Annotated in this window: 11 protein-coding genes; 2 read left to right on the forward strand and 9 right to left on the reverse strand. The window is 45.3% G+C overall.

Going from position 1 to position 23,907, the window contains the following annotated elements:
* Nucleotides 1–10: 10 nt before the first annotated feature.
* From PV783_RS16790 to PV783_RS16800, 3 genes are all read right to left on the reverse strand, one after another.
* On the reverse strand, nucleotides 11–3,604 hold the full coding sequence (locus tag PV783_RS16790) for a SusC/RagA family TonB-linked outer membrane protein (protein WP_420988845.1): 3,594 nt from the start codon (nucleotides 3,602–3,604) through the stop codon (nucleotides 11–13).
* A 116-nt stretch (nucleotides 3,605–3,720) separates the two neighbouring features.
* Nucleotides 3,721–4,926 carry a FecR family protein gene (locus PV783_RS16795; protein WP_420988846.1) on the reverse strand — a complete coding sequence of 402 codons (1,206 nt, stop codon included), beginning with the start codon at nucleotides 4,924–4,926 and terminating at the stop codon, nucleotides 3,721–3,723.
* A gap of 63 nt (nucleotides 4,927–4,989) precedes the next feature.
* Nucleotides 4,990–5,598, reverse strand: coding sequence for an RNA polymerase sigma factor (locus PV783_RS16800; RefSeq protein ID WP_159454158.1), 609 nt, complete (start codon nucleotides 5,596–5,598; stop codon nucleotides 4,990–4,992).
* 289 nt (nucleotides 5,599–5,887) lie between these two features.
* Between PV783_RS16800 and PV783_RS16805 the strand changes: the two genes are divergently transcribed.
* Together PV783_RS16805 and PV783_RS16810 are read left to right on the forward strand one after the other, a co-directional pair.
* Nucleotides 5,888–9,073 (forward strand): ligand-binding sensor domain-containing protein, encoded by a 3,186-nt coding sequence (locus PV783_RS16805; protein ID WP_420988847.1) that lies wholly within the window; start codon nucleotides 5,888–5,890, stop codon nucleotides 9,071–9,073.
* Nucleotide 9,074: 1 nt separating this feature from the next.
* The gene (locus PV783_RS16810; RefSeq protein WP_079467795.1) at nucleotides 9,075–9,839 is read left to right on the forward strand and encodes a response regulator transcription factor; all 765 of its coding nucleotides are present in this window, start codon (nucleotides 9,075–9,077) and stop codon (nucleotides 9,837–9,839) included.
* Nucleotides 9,840–9,859: 20 nt separating this feature from the next.
* Here the strand turns inward: PV783_RS16810 and PV783_RS16815 are convergent, their stop codons facing one another.
* From PV783_RS16815 to PV783_RS16840, 6 genes are all read right to left on the reverse strand, one after another.
* Nucleotides 9,860–11,782, reverse strand: coding sequence for a RagB/SusD family nutrient uptake outer membrane protein (locus tag PV783_RS16815; RefSeq protein WP_079467794.1), 1,923 nt, complete (start codon nucleotides 11,780–11,782; stop codon nucleotides 9,860–9,862).
* 37 nt (nucleotides 11,783–11,819) lie between these two features.
* Complete coding sequence (locus PV783_RS16820; protein ID WP_420988848.1) at nucleotides 11,820–15,113, reverse strand: SusC/RagA family TonB-linked outer membrane protein; 3,294 nt, start codon at nucleotides 15,111–15,113, stop codon at nucleotides 11,820–11,822.
* A gap of 464 nt (nucleotides 15,114–15,577) precedes the next feature.
* Complete coding sequence (locus tag PV783_RS16825) at nucleotides 15,578–16,681, reverse strand: glycoside hydrolase family 88/105 protein (protein WP_420988849.1); 1,104 nt, start codon at nucleotides 16,679–16,681, stop codon at nucleotides 15,578–15,580.
* 287 nt (nucleotides 16,682–16,968) lie between these two features.
* On the reverse strand, nucleotides 16,969–18,633 hold the full coding sequence (locus PV783_RS16830) for a hypothetical protein (RefSeq protein ID WP_420988850.1): 1,665 nt from the start codon (nucleotides 18,631–18,633) through the stop codon (nucleotides 16,969–16,971).
* A 35-nt stretch (nucleotides 18,634–18,668) separates the two neighbouring features.
* On the reverse strand, nucleotides 18,669–20,348 hold the full coding sequence (locus PV783_RS16835; protein ID WP_420988851.1) for a RagB/SusD family nutrient uptake outer membrane protein: 1,680 nt from the start codon (nucleotides 20,346–20,348) through the stop codon (nucleotides 18,669–18,671).
* A 12-nt stretch (nucleotides 20,349–20,360) separates the two neighbouring features.
* On the reverse strand, nucleotides 20,361–23,747 hold the full coding sequence (locus tag PV783_RS16840) for a TonB-dependent receptor (protein ID WP_420988852.1): 3,387 nt from the start codon (nucleotides 23,745–23,747) through the stop codon (nucleotides 20,361–20,363).
* Nucleotides 23,748–23,907 lie beyond the last annotated feature (160 nt).

Here is a 23,907-nt window from a genome sequence, read left to right on the forward strand (position 1 = left end):
TTTAATCTTATCAGAATGAAATATTGGCGCCCAAATTATATGCATGGCTAAAACCGGGCAGCAGGCGGATGCCTTCGGCCAGCATATGATACTCCGGGTCAATGTTGTCCTTGTTGGCCTTCCAGAGCATATAATTGGTTGTTTGTACAAAGACCCGGGCGCTGCCGAGGCGCATCGCCTGAGCAATGCGGGCTGGCATGTTCCAGGCCAGCGTGATATCCCGGAGCTTGATATAAGAGGCGCTGACCACATTCACATCGCCAAGCGCGTAATATTGGATATCGCGGCGGAAGAAACTTTCATTTTCATTGGAGACATAGGAAGGAATCGAAGTAAACTGTTCATCACCCGGTTTTTTCCACCTGTTTTCGAAATCAGTACGGATGTTGCCGTTAAATAATCCTTGTGCGCCTGTAAGTCTGCCGGTATAAAACTTATTGACATCCCGCCTCATCACATGACCCAGATTGAAGACAATGTTGGCGTCCAGGGAAAAAGCTCCATAGGTAAACATGTTGCTGATGCTGCCGTTGAAGGGTGGGATGACAGTGCCCATGTATTGTACATCTTCTACTGTTGCCACATTCCTGGATTTGGTTTTCGTTTTGTCGGAGAGCCAGATCATCGGGTCGCCCATATTATCAAGGCCGGCAAACCGGTAAGCCCAGAGGGACTGCATGCTATAACCGATGATGTAGTTGGCCATTACACGTGAAGAGGCAGAGTTGGCAAAAACCGAGGGTGGGGTATAGTCTACCAGCTTGTTCTTATTATAGCTGAAAATCAGGTTGGATTGCCATCTGAATTTTGCGGTGTTGATATTGATTGTTTTCAGGCTGAGTTCTACCCCTTTGTTTTCCATTTCTCCGATATTACCACTGATACTGATAAACCCGGTTAAAGGATTGGTGCTATAGCCGCCAAGTAAGTCGGTTGTTTTCTTTTGGTAAAGATCTACTCCAACATTGATACGTTGTTTGAGCAGGCTAAAGTCCAGGCCGATATTGGTAGTGCGGCTCATCTCCCAGGCCAGCCTGCGGTTGGCAGGCGTGATGATATTGAGAGAGGGCCCTCCGTAGCTTGGCCAGGAATCGCCCATCAGGATATCATAAGAAGCGGCGCCTCCGCTATAGGGAGAGTTACCTGTGATGCCATACGTTGCGCGTAGTGCCAGATCGCTTACCCAGGCTACATTCTCCATGAATGGCTCCCTGCCAACCCGCCATTTGCTGCCTACGCTCCATACCGGTCTGTTTTGTGTAGCCCGGTCGGTTCCAAACAGGTTGCTGTGATCCATGCGCCAGCTCATATCCAGGTTGTACTTATGGTCAAATTCATAGTTCACCAGTGTGAAATAGGAAACAATGCGCCTTATATCTTCTGTTTTATTGAAAGGCAGCTCCTGGAGCCGGCTGGCCCAGGGAATCATTGTACCCATTACTCCATTGCTAAGCATTTTATAATCCAGGGCTGAATAGGTTTGCAGTGCATTGTTATAGCCACGTACTTTCGTACCGGTCATAATCATAGCCTGTTCCTGGATATCCTGTCCTGCCTGTACGCCCAATTGGTGATTGCCAGTTTGGTCTTTGAAACTATACACCAGCTGATTTCTTACCGTCCAGTTACGAAGTTGTTGGTTAGCTGTGCTATAGGAGCCTCCTGTGGTAGGCAGATAATACACGGGTGTTGATGCAGCTGTGGGGGCTACTGTAAACCCTAACAACTCTTTACGGAGTGCAAAACCTGCGATATCATCATAGTTGCTGCTGTTCACCTGGTTGCGGATGTAGCCGTAATTTCCCTGGAAGCTGAGACCTTTTACAGGCATTGCAATCTCCAGGGTACCGGATACATTGATATTAACGGCTGTTGAATTGGAATTGCCCTGACTCATTTCTCCCAGTGGGTTATAGTCTAAATTAAGCCTGCTACGGGTAGCGTAGTCGTTGCGCAATGAATCAGACCAGCCTTGTACATAGGGCATCGACAGGGGCTGTCCTTTGGAATCACGGAACAGCTGGTAGGGAATAAAAGAATTATCTACCTGGATGGGTCGCTTGCTGCTCACCTCATTTTGGCTTAGTGCGGTAATCAGCGTAGCCTTGATGATTTTATTGGGAGTAAACTGCTGGTTAAAGTTGATCCGGTAGGTATTGTTGCGCTCACCCGGGCGATTGCTGGTTACATTGGTATAGGCCAAAGATCCATAGAATGAATAGTTGCTGGTACCGGCAGAAAGGGAGAGGGTATGGTTGGTGGTGCTGGCATTGCGGTACCAGATGTCGCTGATCTGGCTGGCATTATTAAGTGCAGCAAGGCTATCAAGTGAGACATTTTCCTGGGCGTTGCTGATATGTCCACGGTAACGGTCGTACATGATCTTTTCATGCGGGGTAATGACGCCATTTGACAAGGTGTTCCAGGGATAATTCACCGGGTCGAACAGTTGCCGGGCCACTCCGATATACTGGCTGCTGTTCATCATGGGCATATAATTAAAATCAGGCCGCCCCTGGATGTTAACCATCCCGCTGTAATTGAATTTTAACCTGTTATTTTTTGTACCCGTTTTGGTGGTGATGACAACCACGCCATTTGCAGCACGCGCCCCCCAGATGGCAGCCGCGGCTGCATCTTTGAGTACGGTTATATCGGCAATGTCATCGGGGTTAATGCTTTCGATATCGGGCACCTGTATACCGTTGACCACATACAACGGATCGGGATTGAGCTCAATGCTGGCCCTGCCGCGTATCAGGCTTTGCTGGCCGCTGGTGCCGCCGTCCCGGGTGGTATTGATTACCCGCGCTCCGGGAATCACCGTCATACCCGGTACCAGACCTTCAAGCCGGGCGATAACATTCATTGTGCCTGCCCGTTGGGAGAAAGTATTCATGTCGGGTTTGGCAAAAGAGCCGGTTGCCCGTTCCCTGGACAGGGTTTGGTAGCCGGTATTTACTGTTACGGTCACTCCCTGCAGGGCAAATTCTTTTTTGCGTGCAATAATGGTGACGGATAACCTGCCGTCCAGGGCAAATTCCATCGGCTCCATATTTACTGCGGTAATGACCAGTATTGCATTGACAAACGCGCCAGGCAGAGTAAAATCGCCGGACCTATCGGTTACCGTTCCATAATTGACATTTTTGATCTTGATGCTGACGCCGGGCATTGGCTCACCTGCCTCGTTAATAATATTGCCATGAACGTTCTGTTGAACTTCTACAGTTTGATTGGTGGTATACTGCACTTTTTCGCGCACGAATATGGTTCGTGCGCTGGTAATCTCCCAGGCCAGATCCTGGTTGTGAAAAATTGCCTGCATGGCTTGCTGAACAGACACATTTTTCAAATCTACAGCTACCGGTTTACCTTTCTGACGTACCATTTTTACATCATACACCAGGTTATATCCACTTTGTTTACGAACCTGTTGTAATACATTATCCAGCTGTTCATTTTTTACCTTCATCGAAATCTGTGCCCGTGCGGACATACAGAAGAGAAGCATAGTGAATGTAAGCAGGACGGCCATGTGAATAGGCGTTCGCAATAAACTCTTTACGATAGGTAACGGATGCTCGTCACAAAATTTCCTCATAATTTTGGTTGTTGGGCATTTGAATAAATGATTCTTCCCTGTATTATCCGCATAACTTCTCAGATGCGCCCGGGACAAGCCCGGAGCGATACGCATATGGTTGGTTGACTGGATAGTCAGGGAGTGATTGTTAGTCTCCGGTTCTTCGCGTCCAGCGAATAGTTGATTTTATAAACCTCCAGGAAGTGTAATACTTCCGATAGAGGAGCGTTTCTATTGACAGAGAAATAAAATGTCTGGTCCTGCAGGGAACCTCTTATATCTACAGTAATATTATACCATCTTTCCAGCGCGCGCATGATCGTTGCTACATCTGCATCATGAAAGGCTATGTTGCCGTGGATCCAGGCAAATGTCTCTTCCATATCGGCATTTTTAACCAACCGGATTTGTGACTGCCCCTTTAGTAATAATGCCTGCTGGCCGGGCGTAAGGCGTTGTGTTTGTCCGGTGCTGATCAAATGTACTTTTACAGCGCCTTCCTCAAGGGTAGTGGCTACAGCAGGTTCGTTATCATAGGCGCTGATGTTGAAATGAGTGCCTAATACTTCCACCTCAGTATTGGCTGCTTTCACTTTAAAAGGTCTTCCGGCATCTTTGGCGACCTGGAAATACGCTTCTCCAGTTACGGTTACCATGCGGGCGCCCTGGGCAAAGGATGTCGGATAGGTGATAGACGAGGCGGCATTGAGCCACACTTTGGTGCCATCCGGCAGCGAAAGTTGATACTGACCTCCTTTGGGAGTAGTCAGCGTGTTGAGTGAAGCCTGACCAGCGCCTTCAGAAGATCCGTTTTCATAACGGATCTGTCCTCCTGCTGACTTTATCACCTTTACATTGCCTTGCTGTGTTAACTTGCCAATTGCCACGCTATCCAGCAGAATCGTAGAGCCATCGGCAAGGGTGAGCCTGGCCGTATTGCCGCCCGGAGCCACGTCGCTGATAGCCATTTGATCCGTTACACGCTGGTGGCTATTCCGCCATAGGAGGAGTGAGGCCGATCCTATCAGTAGTAAGGATGCAGCGGCTGCATACATCCATTTGCGGTAGTTATTCCTGTTGAATTTAACAACGGGTGGCTGGTCTGCTATTTTTTGCTGTACCCGTTCCCATAACGGATCTGCGGAAACCTGTTCCCATATGGCCATATTATCTGTGAACCAACCGTCATCCATTATCTCTGTCATCGCCTCGCGGTTCCACGACGATGCGGCCAGCCAGTCTTCTAACCGGCGTTCGTCTTCCGTCGTCAGTTCCTGACCTGCGCATTTTTTATATAGTATGCGTAAAATTGCTCTATCGACCTGTATTGCTGGCTGCATATAATACTAAAACAACCATGTTGGCAAAACGCAACAAAAATTTATTTTTTTTTAGTAAAGACCTCAGAAATTATGTTTCCCGGATTGAATTAAAGGGAAGAGGGCCATAAACAGACCCAGTAGTTTGCGTTCGCGGAGCATATGGCGAAGCTGGGACATGGCCCTGGATTTTTCCATGCGGACATGCGCCGGGCTCATCTGAAGCTGCTGGGCGATCTCCGCAGCCGGTAGCCCATCCCTGTAAGTCCATTCCAGTATTAGTCTTTGCCGCTCAGGAAGTTTGCTCATCTCAGCAAAAATTATTTGCAGCAACTCTGCCTGCAACACCTGGGTTTCGATATAGTTATCCATTTCCTGTGGCTCGGATTGGAGAATTTTAGCCGCATTGGAAACTACTTCCTGGTGCTTGAGGATATTAAGGCATTGATTTCTGACGGTAGTATATAAGAAAGATTGTATAGCGGGGAACGCCACGAAATGGGAATGACGGTCCCAAAGCCTGGCAAAGGCGGTACTGACAACATCCTCCGCTTCTTCTGCGCTTCCGGTAATCTTCCGGGCAAAAAAGCAAAGGGGTTGATACAATAAATCGAATAATTTCCTGAATGCCTGTTGGTCGCCGGCCTGTAAAAGCCGCACCAGTTCCTCCTGTTGTAAATCTCCCCCGAACAATATTACAGATTTTAGATCTCCGCTAAAATTAATCAAAAAATGCGGCTGCATACTAACTTTTTGTGCAGGCGATGTTAATGACCATTAACATCGCCAAGGTATATGATGCTTTGTGGCTTTGATAACAGTTAGTTGAATGACAGCTTATCGAAGTTTTACTGATCAGGCATTATGTTCAATCTTTTGACGAATCGTACCAAATATCCGGTATACACTGCAACAAGTGATACGATTTTATTTTAAAACCCATAGTATCTTGATATCATTATTTATATTTGAATTCAGTATTATGAAATTGTCCGGTTATATTGCTTTGCTGAATTTACTATTCCACGTTACCATTTCTTCCTGTTATGGGCAATATTATTTTAGGCACTACCAGGTGGATGACGGGTTAGTGCATAATGCGGTTACCGCTGTAATACAGGATAGTAAAGGTTTTATATGGGTAGGAACGCGTGGGGGAGTGAACCGTTTTGACGGGTACTCTTTTAAAGCCTACAAAAACAGTAATGATAAATTCGGCAGCCTGGGAAATGATGTTATTAATTGTATCGCCGAGGATAAAAACAGGATGATTTGGATAGCTACCGGCAAAGGCATTTTTAAATATGACCCGTACAAAGAAGTGCTCACCGAACTGGAAACCGTCCCGAAAGAATATACCAACAACCTCGTAATAGACAATGATAATAACCTGTGGTTCCTCATCCAGTTTTCCCTATATAAATACATACAGGCAGAGAACAGGGTGGAGGACTTAAAAACAAAGGCATCCTGTATTGCACTGGATTCAAATATGAATATATGGATGGGTGATAACGACGGTAATATCCGTATTTACAACCCCAAAACAAAGCCTGGTACCCGGATAAGGATCGTTAATAAAAGTTTGCCTGCAAATGCCAGGTCTATCAGCAAAATATACCCTATCCGTAATAACGAACTATTGATAGGTTGTTTTAAGCAGGGCTTAAAAAGCTACCATACTAAAACCGGCATCGTCAAATCCCTATCACTGGATGCTGATAAAAATACGGACATATTTGTCCGCGATATTGCAGCAGGTAATGATGGGCAGTACTGGATCGCCACCGAATCGGGAATTTACATTTACGACTTGGCCACCAACAACAGCATAAGCCTGAGAAAACGGCCAGGCGACCCTTATGCCCTGGCAGACAATGCTGTGTATGCAGTATGCAGGGATAACCAGGGTGGTATGTGGGCCGGTACTTTTTTTGGCGGGTTAAATTATTATTCAAAAGTCAATGCGAGATTTGAAAAATATTATCCGCTGCCAGGTGCTAATGCTATTTCAGGAAATGCGGTAAGAGAGATATGCGCTGACAGCAGTGGCCACCTATGGATCGGCACGGAAGATGCCGGTATTAACAAATTGGATTTAAAAACAGGCGTATTTACAAACTATACAACTACAGGTCAAAAGGGAAGCCTCTCTTACGCTAACATACATGGTCTGCTTTCCTGGGGGAACGGATTATTTATCGGCCCCTTTTTACAGGGCATGGAAATAATGGATATGCGTACAGGGTTGGTTACAGACCGGTTTAAACTTATTGGTGATAAGAACGGACCAGTGAGTGATTTTGTAATTTCCATCTACCGGACAAAAAACAATAAACTGCTGGTAGGTACTGCATATCGCAACGCCGGACTATTTGAGTACGATACACAACACAAAACATTTAAGCGTATCAGCGAGATACCATACAACACTTATGTGTACGATATATTTGAAGACTCAGAAGGAAATATCTGGACAGGCAGCGTAAAGGAAGGTGCATTTTATTATAATCCTGCAACCGGCCGGCGCGGGAACTTACGTTTTGGTGATACCACCAGGGGAAAGACCATTAACGAATTTCCTGTGTACAATATTTTTGAAGACAGCAACCATGCTTTATGGTTTGCCACAACCGGCAGCGGGCTTATAAAACTAAGCCATGACCGGAAAACCATCAAAAGATATACAACCGCAAACGGCCTGCCGGGCAATGTATTGTACAGCATCCTGGAAGACAATTCAAAACATTTGTGGATCAGCTCGTCCAAAGGTCTTATTTGTTTTGACCTGCGTACAGAACAGGTAAAAGTGTACACACAGGCCAACGGGCTGATAACAGATCAATTCAATTACAACTCGGCTTATAAACATACCGATGGTAAAATGTACTTTGGCTCCGTTAAAGGTATGATTGGTTTTGACCCGGCTTTATTTAATCAAAAAGAGCCCAGCCCGCCTACCTATATTACAGGTTTCCAGATTAATAATACAGAAGCAGCACCAGGTGGGCATAGCAGCCCCCTTTCCCAATCTATTTTATACACAGACACGGTTATATTAAAATACGACCAGAACAATTTCAGTATTGAATTTGCAGCGTTAAACTTTTCGTCACCCGAAGCAACGCGGTATAAATACCTGATGAAAGGCATTGACCAACCCTGGACCTACCTCAATACAAATCGTAAAGCCTATTTTACCGATCTTACCCACGGCACCTATGAATTCATTGTTCAGGCTGAAAGCAACACCGGAAGCTGGACCGGCAGGGAACAGCGGCTGTTCATCAAAATTCTCCCGCCTTTTTGGAAAAGCAACCTCGCTTATATTTTATACCTGCTGCTCTTAGGTACTGTTATATTCATCACAGACCGTTTGTATCGTCAATACCTTGAACGTAAAAATCTGCGGAAGCAGCAGTTGTTTGAACACGAAAAGGAAAAAGAAATTTACCAGGCAAAAATTGAATTTTTCACCAATATTACACATGAAATACAAACGCCGCTTACGCTTATAGCGGGCCCCATAGAATGGCTGAGCAAAAAATTTGATAAAGATCCGGATGTTAAGAAAAGTCTCTCGATAGCTGAAAGAAACACCCGGCGCCTGATAGAGCTGGCCAGCCAGCTACTCGACTTTAGAAAAACGGAAGCGGACCAGTTCAGCCTGAATTTTGTAAAAACAGATATCGTTGGGCTGATAACTGATCTGGTAACAGGCTTTAAAGGACAGGCTGCCGGCAACAACATTGTCCTGGATATAGTATTACCGGAAAAACACTTTACGGCTTTTGTAGACAGGGAGGCGCTCATTAAAATATTTACCAACCTCATGTCAAATGCTGTTAAATACGCGGCTACCAGGGCCACCGTTAATATACATACTGTAAACGATTCCGATGAATATTTTAAGATTAGTTTTCACAACGATGGCAAAGGCATACCAGGAGAGTTTAAAGACCAGATATTTGAACCCTTTGTAAGGGGACGTGGAAATGATAAACCGGGAACCGGTATAGGGCTATCGCTTGCCAGATCGCTTACCGAGCTGCACAACGGATCGTTGCGATTGATTTCCGGCGAAACTGATTTAGTTATATTTGAACTGCAGCTGCCCATACATCAAAAATTTGAGTTTCAATTAAGCAGTTGGAAAAAGATAAAATAGTATGACCGAAAGTATTCTTATTATTGACGATAATGAAGATATCCTGGAGTTTTTATCTGTTGTTTTGGGAGATGCCTACCGGCTGCATCTTGCCACCAATGGGGAAATTGCACAAACCATTTTAGATAAAGAAATTATTCATCTCATCATATCAGACATTATGATGCCGGGAATTGATGGGTTTGAGCTGTGCCGGCTAATTAAATCCAATGTTGAATACTGCCATATCCCCATCATTTTATTAACGTCTAAAAACACGTACAAGGCCCACATCGAAGGACTGGAGGTAGGAGCAGACGCTTACATACAAAAGCCATTCTCATCAGAATTGCTGCAGGTACAGATTGCCAACCTGCTTAAAAACCGCCGTAAAATAAAGGACCACTTTGCCAGTTCGCCTTTTGAGGATGTAAGGGTAATGGCGCATTCAAAAACCGATGAAGCCTTTCTAAAGAAACTGGATGAATATATCAGGGCAAATATTAAAGACTCCAATATTGATATTGATATGCTTGCCGGACACATGTTCATGAGCCGTACTACGTTATATCGCAAAATCAAATCTTTATCCTCGCTATCTCCAAAAGAGCTAATTGACATCACGCGCCTTAAAACGGCCGCTAATTTAATTGCCAGGAATGAATTTTCATTTTACGAAATTTCAAAGATGATAGGTTATAGCTCGCAAAGCCTTTTCAGTCGCAATTTTCAGAAGTATTTTAAAATGTCGCCCAACGAATACTTTGATTCATTGCCAAGAGAGTAAGCAAAGCTTACTCTCTCTTTTTAATTTTTGGTTTCGTCATTAACCGCATCTTCCCATTTAGTCCACATCTCCACATTCTGGCCATAACCGTTATAACCAGGGTTTTGGCGCAGTTTTCCGTACAGGTTTGCATCGATCGCCGATTGAGGAATTGGCCAATAGATATTATGCGGCGCTATGGTATAGGATCTGCCCTTTACAGTTACTTTGTTTTTGTTGTAGTAATTGCTGTAATGCTGTATGCGTTGGTACCAATAATTGTTGTCTGAAAGGGTGTTCACGTTATAGGTATTTCCCCATTCATCTGGTTTACCACTTAAAGCCAGGCTATACGACATGCGGCTTAGCTCCATGTGCCGCCATTCTTCCATCCATAATTCACGGGCGCGTTCGTTGGCAATGTCACCAATAGTAATGGTAGTGTATAGCTGCTGGCATTTAGCCCGTTGTCTTACAATATTTACGTCTGCTACCGCTGCGCCTATATTCCCTTTGTAGAATTCGGCTTCGGCACGAAGCAGATAGGTTTCTGCAAGACGGTAGCAGTACCAGTCGGCAGCGCCTCCTCTGTTGTTATTACTTGCAGCGTTGCCAATATGATCCGGATCATTTACAAAAACTTTGTAATGCGGCCAATCGAACCAGTTGCGTATCGTATCGCTGCACAAAAGTTTGGTGCCATTATAAAGTCGAAGGTTTTTACCGAAATACAACGCATCTGAAGGATCATTGTATTTCATGGAATCCATTCTTGCCCAATTGCCTACGCTACTGTTGTGTCGCAGGTCCCCGGCATCATTAATCCCGTTTACATTCCAAAGGTCATGCTGCGCAAAATAGGTAGGACTGATCATGGCAATACCACGACCCAAAGCCGAGTTATAATCGAGGTTAGCCCGGTAAGAATTACTCGATGAAGCGTAGCATTGCATAAATTTTCCGCCGGGAGAAACTAATGTAGAAATATTCCACATCGGCCCCCAATTCCGCATTGTACGCATTTTTATTGCGGCATCCGTATTATCACGGTTGGGCATTGCGAGAATGGCTTCTTTATTTGTCATGATACATTTATTCACCGGGCGGTGCAGGTCCCATATCACGTTCCGCGTAATATGCCAGGTGCCTTCCAGCGGGCTTTCAAACGTGCCAAATGTAGATGTCATTAATGAATAACCTGAATTATTGATTAGAGAATCGGCTTGCGCAATTGCCTTGTCCCATTGACCGGTGGCCAGGTAGCATTTGATCAGCAACTGCCGGCAGGCGCCTTTGTTAATCATTCCTATATAAGACATGCTGGACTGATCAGGTACCCATTGCACTGCATCTTCCATATTTTTGGTGATCATTGCTAAAATAGCTTCACGACTGGTGCTCTTATAGTTTTGCTTTGGAGTAGAAGGGATTTGGGTGATCAAAGGAACATTGTTAAACTGAAAACACAGGGCGAGGTAACGAAACGATCTGTGAAAGTAGGCCCTGCCGATATATTCACGTTTGGTAGCTTCATCCAGGCCGGGAACTTTATCAATAAACGAAGTAATTGTATTGGCATATTTGATGCCATTATAAGTTTCTCCCCAGAAGAAGCTCAGCATATTCACGTCATTTGTGTACATGCCGTCTGTTGGAGTGAGGCGTGAAGCCACATCTGCAAAGATGTTTCCATCGTCTGTTTTACCGGATACCGCCATGTCTGACAACATATACTCGGTGTTAATGGGTACCGAAATATCCCTTGTTGTGATGTAACTCCAGTAGCTTCGCAGATGTTTGTCACACATTCCTATTGCAGCATCGAGCCCCGACCTGGTGGAGAACGTAGTTTCGGGCTCATAAAAAGATAAAGGATCCGGCTTAAGATATTTCTTGCTACAAGCGGCCATCGTAGCTGATGCAATTACCACTAAGGAAATTTTTATTATATAGTTATTTTTCATTTGTAAATTTTTTATCTGATCTTAACCACCTGTAAGTTTATAATGTCACGTTTAATCCAAGTGTATAAATTCTCGGCGCCATGTCACCCGTTTCTATGTCCCAATAGTTCCAGTTTTTATCTTTTTTCCATACAGCCACATTGCGAACGGTAACATATAGTTTCAGGTTTTCAATCCCTGCCCGTGAAATAAGTTTGCGGGGCATTGTATAACCAATTGTTGCATTGTCAAGCCTGATAAAAGAACGGTCGAATACCCTGTTCGGGGCAGCAACTCCGGAAGGACCTCTCGCATCCAGCCGCCCAAAGAAATCACTCGGGTTATCAGGCGTCCAGTATTTTTTTTCATAGGTATTGGCATTGTACGTAACCGACGAAACACTGTTATCCTGGTTCAGGTAGGAGGTGCTTAAGCTTTTATTGCCCCAATAAGAATAGATATTGAAGGAGAAATTGAAGTTTTTATAGGTGAAATCATTTCGCAATGACCACATAGTTGGTGGTGTAGTCTGACCCAGGAATTCTTTATCATTATTATTATAAACTGCCGTTGTACTTCCATCTGCGTTTTTAATATCATCTGCCGTGTAATTGTTAGCTACTTTAGGATCCCCGGGCCGTTGACCGTATTTGGCAGCTTCTGCGGCCTCGTTCACCTGCCATATTCCCGTTACGCGGTAGTTCCAGATGGCGCTGGCCGGTTGCCCGATAAACCATCCGTTGGATATATCATCAGATTCTTTTGAGGTCACCACATTTCCATTGGCATCTAACACATCTTCGTACCGGTAGTAAAGATGTTTAATCGTGTTTTTATATTTCGAGAAACCTATTGTGGTATTCCAGCTAAAGTTGGGCGTTCTTATATTTTGTGTGTTGACTGAAATTTCGAAACCCTTGTTCAATACTTCTCCTAAATTGGTAGTGATACTGGTAAATCCTGAAAAATCGGGCAACGATTGACTCATGATCATATTAGTTGTGGGCATGTAATAATAATCGAGCGTACCGGAGATCCGGTTATTTAAGAAGGCGAGATCCAGTCCAATATTATATGCGGTAGTTTTTTCCCATTGCAGATTGGGATTTGCCATACGGTCAATTCTTAAATAGTAATACTGGATATAGTTACCGCTTGCATCTACGTATCCCTGCGTGGTGGCGCCATTAGCCAGATTGGCCAATGCTATATAAGGATTGGCAAGCGACCTGTTTCCGTTTTGTCCATAAGACAAACGCAATTTACCGTTGCTCAATACATCCCATTTAAAGAATTTTTCATTGCTAAATGTCCAGGCCAAAGCTGTTGAAAAAAAGGTAGCCCGCGGATTCGAAGTGCCGAATGCAGAATAGCCGTCGCGGCGCACAGAGGCTGTTAACATATAACGGTCATCATACGAATAAAACACACGCGCAAGCATACCATCGGCAGTTTCATGAGAATCGTCCGTGTTAAAACTGCTGTTAAGCGGATCGCCGGTAGAAGTTTCATGGAATCCCAATGCATCACTTGGCAAAATATTACGCGCATTAATAGCATCACTCCAATAGCGTCGTTCTTCTGCTTCCTGGACCAGGGTTACATTTACCTTATGCTTTTGGGCAAAAGTTTTTTCCCAGCTGAGCGTATTATTCAAAGACCAGTCAAAACGTTTTGCCCAGTTCCGGTCAACACCATGATTAATGGGCAGCCAATCCGGATGCTCCGAGGATTCAAAATAGCGGTTATAATACCACTGATACCTGGGAGAAACATTAAAGGAGTACTTGATATTAAAAGGCAATGTTACTTTGGCAGAAAGAATGGTATTCAGAACAGTATAGCCTCTTTCAAGTTTCATATACTGTTTATTGAAATCAAAATTATATCCTTTGCTGGCAGTCATTTCATCGCCCATAGGATGTACTTCCAGGTTTCCATCCTCGTCTCTGTAAGATGCGAAAGGACTGTTGTTAATAATCTGTGATCCCCAGTTAACCGCAATATTTCCGTCGGACCGGTCCTGGAAATTCACATTGGCGCTGATATCCAGCCAGTCGGTGACTTTGCCGTCCACTTTTAAGTTGGAGCGCACCGCCCTGTAATTATCACCCATAACCACTCCCTGGTTCGACAAATAACCTGCGGACAAATAATAGTTTATTTTATCGCTGGCGCCGGATACGCTGAGGTTATAATCCTGGTTAAAACCGGTACGGAAACTATGGTCATACCAATCAAAGGTTTTACCTTTCAGATAGTTATCCAACGTTGTAAATTGAAGACCTAACCGTTTAGCCCGGATTTCGTTATCAGTTGCGTTACTTGTATTTGTTGAGTAAGCACGCCATTCGTCAATGGTGATACCATATTTTTTCAGCGTTGCATCGGTAGGCATTTCATAGTATCCCAGTTTACCCGCTGTTGCTGTTTCTGCTATATAAGGTTCATAAGCTCCTGTTGCTGAATTGATACCATAGGTAGCAGCCATATACCAGTCCTGCCGGTATTGCATATAACCTTCGGGGCCAAAAACCTTCCTGTTTGCCGCCATATCTGAAAGCCCGAAGTTGGTTGTCAGATTAACAGTCGGCTTCCCTTTTTTTCCTTTTTTTGTGGTGATGATAAGAACCCCGTTAGCTGATTTTGCGCCATAAATGGCAGCGGCTGATGCGTCTTTAAGGACATCAATCTGCTCAATATCATCGGGATTAATTTCAGACAATTCTCCATAGAAAATCATACCGTCCAGTATCAGCAAAGGATCATTATGCCCTCCATCCGTATAAACCGAACGCTGGCCGCGGATACGTATGGTGCCTCCTCCTTTTGCAGAAGGGTCAAAACCTACACTCACACCGGGTGTTCCACGTATGATGTCCTGAACTGTTTTAGGATTTTCATCTGCAATCTTATTCGGACGGATAGAGGTTATGGCTCCGGTAAGATCTTTTTTCTTCATAGTACCATAACCGATAACCACTACATTGTTCAGGTCGTTGGTAGCTTGTTGCAGTATAATAGTCAGCGGTTTTCCATCCGGTATTACCTCTCTGCTGATATAACTTACGTGTGACGCTCTCAGGGGAACTCCTCTGGCAGCCTGAATGCTAAAATGACCCGATGCATCCGTTTTGGCAATCACTGTTGTTCCCTTTGCGGCAACGGTAACGTCAGCGATTCCATGACCCAGGGAGTCAGTAACGCTGCCTGTTATAGTTTGATTTTGTGCATGGGTACAAACGGGAAGCAGCAAAAACAATAAGGCCCCGAATAATCCAGGCAATAGGAACATCTTACACAAAGAAGAGGCGGCCTGGCTTTTCTTTGGTTTTGTATAATTTTTCTCCATAATGATCAGTTAGTCGTTATCGCGGTGAATTTATAATAGCTGTATTTGGTTAATATGCTTGCGCCGCTATGGCACGTAGTTCTTTGAAAGTTTTCATTCCTGGAGATACGTGGAATATTCATCGGCGCGACCCCTGTAAGTCTTACCTACAGTCTTTTCCAGGAAGGGACAGATCGTTTCTTTATTGTAGTTGTGAATTGATTGATCTATGGCTTCCTGGCCAATTCATAAGTGGACACGCCTTTTCCCATTAGCGGAAACTGCGTAAAAAAACCTTGCCAGGCTGAATTTCAGCTTATATCGTATGCGAAGTAAAAATTCTTTTTTGATACGTTTTATTCAACTTTTTGTCGAATCATTCCAAAGTAAAGGAGATATGTAAATCAGAGGTAAACGAAAACAGATCTTCGGATTAAGCCATTGGTGCTGGTTACCAGCACCAATGGCGGTATAAAACTCCCCGGCTATTTACCTAAAAGTGCAGTTGCGCACCACAGGTAGGGTGCTTGCCCGTGAAGGTCGCCCGCATTACGTGGGCGGTCATGGTAATATTGTTTATCATTCTTTTTGCCTGTACCAACACAAACTTCGGTTACATTATTACGGTCATCGATATACGAAACCATAGCCGTCCATGCTTTCCGCGCTGCCGGAGCATACTCGGCCGCATCTAGCCACCCTTGCTGAATGCCTGTAATAAATGCGTAGGTGAACATAGCTGTGCCGGATGTTTCCGGCCAGAAATCTGCTTCATCAATAAGCTGGTTCCACATTCCGTTGGGCCTTTGGTGTGCTTTCAGACTTTTCATCATGGTAAGATAGCCTTCCATAATACGCGGGCGGTCTTTGTGATCTTTAGGCAGCTCACGAAGCAGATCGGGCATACCTACTGCCATCCAGCCAGCGCCTCTTGCCCAATAGTACGGAACATCCGGAGCGTGGTAGAAAAGACCGTTCGGGCGTTGCAGTTCATCCAGGTAGCGTACCATTTCTTTTGCTGCCCTATCGATATATTTGCGGTCGCCGGTTACTTTATAGGCCTCGTTTTGCACCACAGTAATCATATACATATCGTCGATCCACAAACGGGTTTGCCATGAATAGCCTTTCTCCGCCCAGGCTTTTTCATCCGGATTCGCGTTCTTTGGCGCTTCCCACTGCGTATCGGCATAGGCTAGTCCGATTTTCTTATAACGTTCGTCTTTTGTTACCTGGTAAAGTTTCAGCGCAATGCTGCCAAACATATTGTAGTCCACATGATTCATGGGAGGCAGTAATACTTTTTCCCGGGAAAAGAAGGGTTCAAATTTATCCTGTAAGAGTTTGATAAGCTTTTGGTCTTTTGTTTTTACAGCATAGTCCAACGCGCCATTCCAGGTGCAAACTTCCGCATAGTGAATGTACTTTCCTGCATAGAGTTCATGTCTGCCATCTACGAAGTGGTAGGCCAGTCGTTTGCCCACCTCTTCGGGTGTAGATCCCTTTGGAAATTTGGTCAGAAGGTTCTGCTGGGCAAACAAAAATTGAAAAGATATAATTGCCAGCAACGATAAAAATAGTTTACTCATAACGTTTTTTTTGTAGAACTTATTTATGTTTTAGTGGTTATTTCCAACGCTTTGAACGATGGCCTCCATACACTGAGACCGTGCGAAGAAATAAAATATCCCTTTTAAATTTTGTTCAGTTTTTTGTCGATTTGATCCTAAAAACAAGCGCGAGGAGGAATGGCATTGTCAGGCTGATGTTTGCGGTTTGCATAGCCATAAAAAGGAGGGGTTCATACAGGTATCATGATAAAGGCCCGCTGATAGAAGATCAGCGGGCCTTTATCATAACATAAATAGCCTGAAATTTACTTAGCTTGCTTAATGTCTGCAAGGTTCAGCCGTATCTCATTCTTTTCCGGTTGCAGGCGGAACACCGCGCCGGTGGAAGGCTTTGAGAAGCTACCTTTACTCGCGGATACATGGTAACTAAATGCATCAAAGCTGCCGTCTATCTGTTGAGGTGCAATGTTTGTGAATGGCAGCTTCGCGCCTGGTGCAGTTTCCAGGTCGAGGTACCAGCTGAGTGACTGATTGCCTGTTAGTTTTATAAAAACGGTTTTCTCTTTAAGCATCATCTGTAAAGTTCCGCCCTGGCTGAGCGGCCACGATACCTGCACCGTTTCCTTATCCAGGTTTTTGAATACGGGATCTCCGCCTTTTAATGTTACTTCCTGTCCGTTAACCAGTGCCTTTAACCGTAAGCCGGCCAGCTGTCCGGGTTTACTCCATAAATACCCGTCTACAACGGGTAATGTAAAGAACGTGCATTCATTGGAGGTAGCTACCTGTGTGGTATAGATATCGGGAATATTTTCATTAAAGAGATGTATATCCCGGATACGGAAACTGCCGTCTTCCCATAATATATTCATCCTGTAGAAGCGGCTGTTGTACCACAAGGTTTTACGGTTGCTTCCTTCAAGGTCTTTCGTAACGGAGAAGGAGGTAGCGGGTGTTACCTTGTAGTTTGCTTTGAACCATTGGCCGGATTGTTCCATAGTTTCCAGCCTGATCCTGCCTTTGTTTCTAAGGGCGGCGATCAGTGGCATCTGTATCTCAAAGCCTTTGGCCATGGCATCCCAGGTGAAAGAGTTTTCCTGTCCTGCCTGGGTGTAGTTAAAGTTCAGCGCGGGATCGTTGGTAAAAGTGTTGAAAAACCAGTTGACCCAACTTTCGCTGCCGCCTGCCTCCGGATACACTGGCTCCAGGGTGATCACGCCTTGTCTTTGTGTATTGATACCCTGGTCATACTGACGGATAGGGTCACTTCCCAGCATTCTGAAAACCGGCACGGGGATCTGGCTGGCGGCATTCTGGGCCGGCATATAGGAATTGATCTTACTTGGATAATAGGCCTGGTTCCAGTAGCCACCCCATAATGTATAGCCGTCGGTGCCATACTGGTCTTTACAATTTGCAGAAGCAACGATCCTGTATTTATCATACAGGTACTGTAAAGTATGTGCATCAATAAACCAGGAGGCAACGGACCGTGGATAATAACCAAATATGCTTTTAAAACTTTGCATATACGCATCTGCTATCTTTTCCCGTTCAGCAGGTGTATAGCCGGTGCTAAAGCCCACATCTGCATGCCAGTCCCAGGGATAGCGGCCCCTCCATTTCAGCCCGGCTTTTTCTATCAACGGTTGGGGAAGCTCCCACCAGGCGCCTATCTCAAATGAATCCCTGGGCAAGCTCCTGAGTAGTTCCTGGTAACGACGGTCCATCAGGGCATCGTACTGCAACAGGAATGTTCCTGTGAGATGATATTGCCGCATGATATTCACCTGTTTTACCACGGTCTGGTAAAGTACATCTTCCGTGATACGCGGATCCCGTGGCTCCAGCAGGCGGATGAAATTAACGATGTTGACAATCTTCGGTTCCTGGGCGGCGGCTGTTTCAGACAGGCTGGTGAAACCTATACCTGCCAGCAGCAGCACCGCTATTGTTTTTATTCTGATCATATGTGCTATAAAGTAGTTACGCATGTTTATGGGGGCTACCAACCCGGATTTTGTTCAAGTGTTTTTCCATTAGTGGTATAGAAGGCTACTTCTTTTGTTGGCAGCGGCTGTAAATAATCTTTGGCCGGGTCGAATTTCCGGTCTTTTTCCGCAATCAGAAAGCCATTTGCATCTACTTTGGATAAGTAGGAGGCATCGCTGTAAGGCGCCCGGGTGGCCCAACCGGTACCGGTGATTTTGATACCCTTTATATCCTGCCGTAATTCGGTTTCTGCTGTTTTCCATCGACGGATATCATCATACCGGAATCCTTCCAGTGCCAGTTCTATGGTGCGTTCCCGCCTGAGTTCCGTACGCATGTCCAGCTGATGAGCAGCCACAAAAGCGTTGCTCAGATGGGGCATATTCACCCTGTCCCGCAACTTGTTTACAGACAGGTTGAGATCATTATCGCTGATAACGCCGTTCTTTTCAAATACTGCTTCTGCGTAGATCAGCAGTACTTCCGCATAGCGGATCAGGTGACGGTCAAAATCAAACAGGCTGGCATCCCCGAGACGGCCGGAGTTATTGGCTACGGGGTCTTCGGACATATACTTGTACAGTATATATCCCGTATTAAAGTTACGCTGGGGCTTATCCGGCCAGTTGGCTACCTTGGTTACCGGGTAGAATACCCGGTTGGTTAATGTGCCCGGGATGATCATCGTCATGGTCATTCTTGGGTCCCTGTCCTGGTATTCGGAAGTGAAAGTGCTGTAGCCATGAAAGACGGTGCCGGCCGCTGTGATGGGCAGCCCGTTCTTGTCGAGGTACATGTCCACCAGCTTACGTGACGGGTTATAACCGTCCTGGTCATACATATAAGGAACATCCTGCCCCAGTATGTTGCGGGCAAAGCGTCTGTCCAGTATAGATTCTTTTGAATCATCGCCAGGTTCCAGGAAAAGATAACGATAGCTTTGTGCGCCGCTGCCGGTGTACAGCGTGTAGGCGCCGCCGTTAATCACTTCACCGGAGCTGGCTATGGCTTTATCCAGGTATTTGGTAGCGCCTGCATCGCCGCGGAACTTTTCCCAGGTTCCTTCAAAAAGGGCTACCCTGGCAGATAAGGCCAGCGCAGCGCCTTTGCTTATTCTGCCGATATCGGGAGCGGAAAGGTCTGATTGTAAAGGCAAATCGTTTTTGGCTTCGTCCAGGTCTTTTAAGATCATGTCGGCTGTTTCCATACGGGTAGCACGCGGTGTAAATAATTCAGGATCGCCGGTGGACAGTACCTTGGTAATAAGCGGAATGCCACCATAGATTCTTAGCAATTTCCAATAGTACCAGGCCCTGAAAAATTTTGCTTCTGCTACATACCTTTTTATTTCCGCGTCTGTAGTTCCTGCGCCTTTTTCAATAATATTATTGGCGGACCTGATATAGCCGTAACTGTTGTTCCATTGGTCCGATGTTTCCGATGGTTGCAGGTTACCGTTGCTAACGGAATTAGGTACATTGAACGCAATATCCGACTCGGTATCTTCTTCACCGAACCTGTCCAGGCCATTATACAGGTTGTTGGCGGCCAGTTTGAAGTCGTTGCCCGTTTTCCAGAAAGTGGCGTCGGTAATACTGTCCTGCGATACCAGGTTAAGATTCTTGTTGCAGCTGCAGCAAATAACAGCGAACAGCAACAGGTATGTTCTATAATGAGAGAGTTCAAATTTCATGATGCGCTTCAATTAAAATTTTACATTTAAGCCCAGTGAATACACCTTGTTGAAGGGATAGGTTCCTTCGTTACGATACCCGTCTTCCGGGTCGAAGTTCCCGCCCAAAGTGCCTTTTGAGAAGGTAAAGAGATCCTGCCCGCTGAAGTAAACGCGGGCCGATTTTATCCTGGCCCTTTTTGTAATGTTCTCAGGAATGGTGTAACCGAGTGTGATCACCTTAAACCGAAGGTAGGCTACATTCTGGAGCGTGAGGGCAGAGGCGCGGTAGTTGTAGTTCTTCACATCGTCGTATCCCAAATTGCCAGGCAGGTACCTGGGGTATTTTGCATCCGGTCTTTCCGGCGACCAGGTTTTGCCATAGTAATATTCCAGCGTGGGCCAGAAGAAAGTATTAGGCTGGTTAATGGCGCCTTCATAGATTACATCCCGTTTGCCAACGCCCTGGAGAAAAACCTGCACATCAAAATTTTTGTAGGCTGCACTCAGATTAGCGGAATAGGTATACCTGGGAGTAAGATTGCCCAGATATATCATATCACCGGTCAGGCCCTTGGTTTTGTCTCCGAAGGCGGTCAGCTTTCCATCACCATCCACATCTTTATACATTACATCGCCAAGTGAGATCCGGGAAGGAACGCCTTCCAGTTTTTTGTAATCATCCAGCTGTTTCTGGGTTTTAATAATACCATCATACACATAGCCAAAATAGGAGTAAATGGGATAGCCTTGCCTGTACTGGTTCAGCCCTTCGCCGTAATTGTCTGTATTCTTCAGCTCCACCAGTTTATTCTTACTATCGCTCAGCTGCAGTGACACGCTGTACCTGAAATCATTTACCTGGTCTTTCCAGGTGATCATCATTTCAAAGCCTTTGGTATCCAGTTTACCCTGGTTGGTAGAAGGAGGTGTGGCGCCAAATGATGCAGGCACTGCTACCTTTACGAGCATGTCGTTGTTGATCTTGTTATAGTAGTCGAAGGAGAAGGAGAGCCTGGATTGCAAAATGGCTGCGTCGATACCGATGTTGCGGGTTTCTATGGTTTCCCATGTCCTGGTAGATGATGCAGGGTTGGCATTAGCTCCCGGAAGGCCCGCATTGGGAGAACCTATGGGATAGTTGCCGCCAACGGAGATAAGCGGGATATAATCATATAGTCCCAGTTCTCCTATATCCTGGTTACCCATTTTACCATAGGATAATCTCAGTTTTAACAGATCGAATACATTGATTTTTTTGATGAACTTTTCTTCAGACAGATTGTAGGCGATTGCTGCGGAAGGAAATACGGCGCTCCACCGTTTATCCGGTGAGAATTTAGAACTTCCGTCTGCCCGCGCTGTAAAATCTACGATCAGTTTTTCCCTGAAAGTATAGCTTAACCTGCCGAAGTAGGAGGCGAGTGCCTCGTTGTTCAGATACCCGGTAAAATTTGCATAGGCTGCCTTGGTTTTATCTGCCAGGTTCAACGTAAAGATGTCGTTACTGATAAAGTTATAACCGTTGGTAGATTGGCCTTCCCGCCTGGTTTGCTCCAGGGAGGCGCCTCCTGTAAAGTTAATGCTATGGTCCCGCGAGAGCTTCTTATTATAATCCAGGTATGCCTGGTAAAGCTTATTCAATACTTTATCATTGTTGTAATTGGCGGAGTTAGGAGTATTACGCACATCCTGCACTTCTCCTTCCCAGTTATGACGGGTAATGGTTCGGTTGGTAGTACTGCCATTCTCATAGTCCAGTCTTACTGCACTTTGCCCGGTGAGCTTAAGACCTGGAATGATGGTATAGTCTATTTTAATATTTGCACCAAACCTGGACATGTTGCTTAATTGGGTACCGCCTTCTTCCAGGTACTGTGCGGGTCCTTCATAACCCTGGTAGCCGTAGAACTGTCCTACTTTGTTATAAACAGGTTGGTAAGGGAATTGCCTTGTTACATTTGTCAGTGCGCTTCCCAGTAAAGTAGGTGTTACCACTGCCCTGTTATCGAAATAGGAGCGGGTTTCCACAGTAAAATGATTATTGAGGCGGAAATCATAATTGAGGCGGAGATTATAGCCGTTCGATTTATTTTCTCCAAATCGTACGATGCCATTATCCCGGTTGTAACCGGCCGACAAGAGGTAGCTGTTATTTTCCCCGCCGCCGGAAACATTGATATTGTGCAGTTGTTGGGTAGCATTTTTGTAGATGACTTTATTCCAGTCTGTATACCCGTAAAAGCCGGGATAACTGGTAACACCGTAGTTCCAGCCGGTGGGGTCCGGCGGTGCATTGGCCGCAATTTTGTCAAACACTTCCTGCGGAAAGCCGTTGATACCCACATTGCGCAGGCCTTCATCCATGAACTTTGCAAACTCCATGGTGTTTTGCATCTTCCTCAGATAGGTAGGCGTTTTGTAACCGATATTGGCGGTATAAGTAATAGCAGGAGGGCCTTTTTTGCCACGTTTGGTGCTTACTATGATCACCCCGTTGGCAGCCCTTGCCCCATAAATGGCTGCCGCCGCATCTTTTAAAACAGTTACTTCTGCAATATCATTGGTATTGATCGTATTGATGTCTCCGGGGATGCCATCGATAAGCACCAGCGGGGCATTGCCGTTTACAGATGAATAGCCTCTTACCTGGAAACCGTAAGTGGTGCTGCCAGGCTGACCGCTTGCCTTCGTGATGGTGAGTCCTGGTATCGTGCCCTGTAATGCATCATAGCTGTTATTTAGCGGCCTGCTTTCAAACACGTCAGATTTTACAGTGGTGATAGCGCCTGTGATAGCTCCTTTTGTCCTGGTTCCATAACCAACCACCACTAATTCATCCAGTTTGGCATCTGAGCGGGCCAGCTTTACCTGTAATGTTGTTCGCCCGCCTGCAGGTACCTTTTGTGTCTGGAAACCTACATAAGAAATAACCAATACGGCATCGGGGCCTGGCGCATCCAGGGAAAAGAAACCTTTTTCGTCTGTACTGGCGCCTATGGTAGTTCCCTCCACCGCTACAGATGCGCCTATTAGTGGCTCACCGTTGGTTTCATCAGTAACGGTGCCGGTTATTCTCTGCTTTTGTTCTTTGTAATCACTGTTATTATTCCCTGGCAGATGAACAGGCCGGGCCATGATCAATACTGTTTTATTTGAAATGGAATAGCTGACCGGCTGATCGTGGAAACACTTGTCCAGCACTTCTTTCAGGTCTGCATTCTGTATGTTCAGGGTAACAGGTTTTACATTTTTTATCACCTCGTTGTTGTAAAGAAAATCATAGTCCGTTTGCTTTTTGAGTTGGGCAATTACTTCTGTGAGACTGGCATTGCTGACCTTAACAGAGATCTTCTGAGCAAAGGTTTCCGCCTTTAACTGGATGACGGCTACAACTATTAAAATGGCGGTGAGCTTCATTTTTAAGTAGAAATTGAACTGGACATAAGAATGCCTCCTGAATAATAATTCAGTAAATTTTTTATACATTTGGTTGTCAGGTTTACGTTAATGTTATGATACAGCGTTAATCAGGATGCCTGGCAAATAGCCAGGGACGCTTCCGACGTTCCTGGTTTTT

This window comes from Chitinophaga sp. CC14 (genome assembly GCF_048957795.1).
Taxonomy (GTDB): domain Bacteria; phylum Bacteroidota; class Bacteroidia; order Chitinophagales; family Chitinophagaceae; genus Chitinophaga; species Chitinophaga ginsengisegetis.